At 45.4% G+C, this 4,120-nt stretch carries 5 protein-coding genes; 4 read left to right on the top strand and 1 reads right to left on the bottom strand.

Annotation, left to right across the window (positions count from 1 at the left end; translation table 11 throughout):
* Positions 1–90: 90 nt before the first annotated feature.
* The 4 genes from QZY95_RS08705 to feoB all read left to right on the top strand — a co-directional run bounded on the left by QZY95_RS08705 (position 91) and on the right by feoB (position 3,230).
* Positions 91–363 carry a FeoA family protein gene (locus QZY95_RS08705; RefSeq protein ID WP_290922286.1) on the top strand — a complete coding sequence of 91 codons (273 nt, stop codon included), beginning with the start codon at positions 91–93 and terminating at the stop codon, positions 361–363.
* 118 nt (positions 364–481) lie between these two features.
* Positions 482–673 carry a FeoB-associated Cys-rich membrane protein gene (locus tag QZY95_RS08700; protein ID WP_290922284.1) on the top strand — a complete coding sequence of 64 codons (192 nt, stop codon included), beginning with the start codon at positions 482–484 and terminating at the stop codon, positions 671–673.
* Between the two features lie 88 nt (positions 674–761).
* Entirely contained in the window at positions 762–998 is a 237-nt protein-coding gene (locus QZY95_RS08695; protein ID WP_290922281.1) for a FeoA family protein, read from the top strand.
* A gap of 45 nt (positions 999–1,043) precedes the next feature.
* A complete protein-coding gene (feoB, locus tag QZY95_RS08690; RefSeq protein WP_290922278.1) occupies positions 1,044–3,230 on the top strand; it encodes a ferrous iron transport protein B in 2,187 nt (728 codons plus the stop codon).
* Between the two features lie 156 nt (positions 3,231–3,386).
* On the opposite strand, the gene QZY95_RS08685 is transcribed toward feoB, so the two are convergent.
* Positions 3,387–3,812: a peptidylprolyl isomerase gene (locus tag QZY95_RS08685; protein ID WP_290922275.1), complete on the bottom strand. Its 426-nt coding sequence runs from the start codon at positions 3,810–3,812 to the stop codon at positions 3,387–3,389.
* Positions 3,813–4,120: the final 308 nt, after the last annotated feature.

Raw genomic sequence — 4,120 nt, 5'->3', positions numbered from 1 at the left:
TTGAAAATAATTTTCAATTACATTCTCAATGTCCTTGACAATCATTTTCAATTTGACTACTCACTAGTCATACGTTTTGGAGGGTCACATATGCCATGTTGTAAACGCAAGCGTAAATTGAATTCTTTACCTGCTGGTTGCAAAGCTCGGATCAAAGGCTTTTGTTCCGAACCTAAGTTGCGCGGTAGACTCTGTGCACTGGGGTTAACTCCGGGAACAGTTGTTGAGGTTTGTGCGCCATGCAGCTTCCGAGTAAAGGATTGTCTGCTCACGTTGGGCGATGACATTGCATGTAAATTGGACTGTGAACCAATAGAGAACGACAAAGCGAATGATCACGTTCAACCTACGGGCACATATTAGTAGTTTGATCGTGTGGATATACTCGTAGGCAAAAGGGTGTTCCTTTTGCCGTTAGTACGTCAGGTTACATGACATACTAAATACGCTGTGTAGTTTATGTATAATCGGAGGTGTCCCAATGTTGGATGCTATTATTGTTGCGGCTATTATTGCTGTGGCAGCTGGTTATCTTGTACGCCGCTTTATGAAAAAAGGTGCATCCGGTGGTTGTGGTTGCGGAAGCGACTGCGGAGGGTGCAGCTCAGCAGGTGGATCGATTTCGCAAGATACGAAAACTGGCTGTAATTGCTCTTCACACAAAGAGCAGTAATTGTTTGATCCGATGGTGTGCAGAACGGCACACTTTTTTTACTGGTTTTAATTGATAGAGATTTTCAATCTCACAAGGGGTGGTTCGAATGTCTAACGCTATGCCAATGCGAGAATTAAAAGTAGGGGAAAAGGCAAAAGTGGTTGCAATTACTGCAATCGGAGAGCTTGGTCGCCGTATTCGTGATATGGGACTTGTTCCCGGAGCTGAGCTTGAAGTTGTCGGTCGTGCACCATTGCAGGATCCAGTAGCATTGCGTCTTACTGGTTTCACGCTGTCCCTGCGTAATAACGAAGCCGACTACATTGCTGTTGAGCGCGTTTAGTTATTATCTGCCACACAAATTTTCTGTTTTTACGAGGAATGTTTCATGTCTAAAGAGATTAAAGTTGCTCTTGCCGGTAACCCAAACTCCGGTAAGACAACTGCGTTTAACGCAATTACAGGTGCTCGTCAGCACGTAGGTAACTACCCGGGTATTACTGTTGATAAGAAAGAAGGTTTCACCACTGTTGGTGATAACAAAATTCACCTTATCGACCTTCCGGGTACGTACTCTCTTACTGCGTACACAATGGAAGAAATTGTTGCGCGTAACGTAGTTGCAGACCAGCGTCCAGACGTTGTTATTGATGTACTTAACGCTGGCGCTCTTGAACGTAACTTGTACCTTGCAATCCAGCTGATGGAAATGGGCGCTCCACTTGTTCTTGCATTGAACATGATGGACGAAGCGAACAAGCAGGGTATGAAGATTGATATTGATAAACTTTCTGAGCTGCTGGATGTGCCTGTTGTTGAAACAGTTGCACGTACAGGCGAAGGTATCCCAAGCTTGCTTGAGGCTACAGTAAAGTGTGCTGCAGCGAACCAAGGTAAAAAATGGGAGCCGTTAGCAATTTCATATGGCCCTGACCTTGATCCAGCACTGGATAAGATGGTTGCTCTTATTGAGAAAAACAACCTTCTGACAGATCGTTACCCATCTCGCTGGACTGCTCTTAAGTACCTTGAGAGCGACGATGAAATCATGCAGCTTGGTCGCGAAATTCATCCTGTTTCTGCAGAGCTTGAAGAGATTGTTAAGAGTGTTGCAAAGCATCTTGAAAGCACTCTTGCTACCTACCCTGAAGCTGTTATTGCGGACTACCGCTACGGCTACATTACTTCCATCGTTCGTCAGGGCGTAGTTACCCGTCTCGATTCTGCTGCTGACCGTGTAGCTCTTTCTGATAAAATTGACAGTGTTGTAACACATCGCTTCCTTGGTCCACTCATTATGCTGGGAATTATGTACCTTATTTATCAGGTAACATTTACTTTCAGTGAAACTCCAGTGGGCTGGTTTGAAAACTTCTTTGGTTGGCTTGGTGAAACAGCAGAAGCGAATATGCAGGACGGCCTGTTGAAATCCCTCGTGGTTTCCGGCGTCATTGACGGCGTAGGCGGCGTAATGGGCTTTGTTCCGCTTATTATGTTCATGTTCCTTCAGATCGCACTCCTTGAAGACTCCGGCTACATGGCTCGTGTTGCATACATGCTTGACCGAGTTTTCCGTTTCTTCGGTCTTCACGGCTGCTCTGTAATGCCGTTTATCGTATCCGGTGGTATTGCTGGTGGCTGTGCTGTTCCAGGTGTAATGGCAGCGCGTACCTTGCGCAGTCCTAAAGAAAAGCTCGCAACGCTTATTACCGCGCCGTTCATGGCTTGTGGTGCTAAGCTTCCTGTATTCCTTCTTTTTGTAGGCGTATTTTTTGAAGAAAATCAGGCAATGGTCATGTTCCTGCTCACAATGGCAGCATGGGCATGTGCTCTGATTGTTTCCAAAATCCTTCGTCACACTGTAATTAAAGGTGAAGCGACTCCTTTCGTAATGGAACTTCCACCTTACCGTTTCCCTACATTGCGTGGTCTTTTGATTCACACTTGGGAACGTACATGGCAGTACATTAAGAAAGCCGGTACCGTTATCCTTGCTATCTCTATCCTTATCTGGGCAGCAATGACCTTCCCGAACCTTCCGGCAGATCAGGTTGCAGCGTTTGATGCACAGAAAACAGTTGTTCAGGAACAGATTGATACTGCAAATGCATCCGGTGCTTCTGTAGAAGCTCTCGAAGAAAAACTTGCTTCCATTGAAAACGAACAGGCTGAAGTTACCCTTAAGAACTCCTATGCAGGCAGCATCGGTGTAGCTCTTGAGCCTGTAATGAGCCCTGTCGGTTTCGACTGGCGTACAAACATCGCTCTCGTAGGTGGTTTCGCAGCGAAAGAGGTTATTGTATCTACTCTTGGTACAGCATACTCTCTCGGTGAAGTAGATCCGGAAGACGCAGCACCGCTTGCAGAGCGTATCGCTCAGGATCCTAACTGGACTCCAAGTGTTGCTGTTGCATTCCTTCTCTTTGTACTTCTCTACGCACCGTGTTTCGTAACTGTTGTTGCAATTAAACAGGAAGCAAACTCATGGAAATGGGCATTGTTCTCTGTAGTCTTCAACACAGGTCTCGCTTACACAGTTGCTGTGGCTGTAGTTCAAATTGGTAAGCTGCTTTAAGTAAGCATCCCGTCAAAAGGTATAACCCCGCTTAGCTTCGGCTGAGCGGGGTTTTCTTTTGGCGAAGATAGAACTGCCCAGTCAGGTTACAATGCAAACAAAAAAGCCCGTGCTGAAAAATCAGCACGGGCTTTTTTTTATTCGAATGAAATCGGATTAAACGATTTCAACGAGCTCAATTTCGAAAGTAAGGTCTTTACCTGCGAGCGGGTGGTTAGCATCAAGGGTAATGCCATCCTCTTTTACGGCAGTAATCACTACTTCCATCACGCCACCTTCGGATTCAAGCTGCAAAAGCATGCCAACTTCCGGAGTGATGTGTTCAGGCACCTGATCATTGGCAACGTCGATGATCATTTCATCGTTACGCTGACCGTATGCTTCGTCTGCTGGAATAGTAACTTTAGTGGAGTCACCAACATTCATACCTTCAACAGCTTTTTCGAAACCAGGAATGAGCATACCGGAACCAAGAGTAAACTCGAGTGGTTCGCGTTCGCGGGAGGAATCGAAAACAGAGCCGTCTTCAAGGGTACCAGTGTAGTGAACTTTTACTGAATCGCCGTTTTTGACCTGTGCCATGGAGGTCTCCTTGTTAAAAATGTGGTATGATAGGATGACTGTTCGCACCTTGAAAGTCAATTCTTATTTAAAGGACAGCAAGATGCGTGTCGGAATGATATCTTGTTCATGGACATATATACGCACATAGAATACGGAGCCTGAAAACAGGTTGTAGCTGACCTTGCAGTAAGATGCTTTTTTCCTCAACGCAACACGCGGTACTGTTCAGCAAACTATAAGAGTGTGTTGCTCCATTTTACTCATATCAAAACGTCTTTTTGCGAGATGAAGTTGTTTTACAGTCCTGTTTATTCCTATGTGCATTT

The organism is Halodesulfovibrio sp., assembly GCF_015482765.1.
Classification (GTDB): domain Bacteria; phylum Desulfobacterota; class Desulfovibrionia; order Desulfovibrionales; family Desulfovibrionaceae; genus Halodesulfovibrio.
The sequence above is the reverse complement of the archived record's forward strand: the minus strand, read 5'-3'. Positions and strand labels throughout refer to the sequence as shown.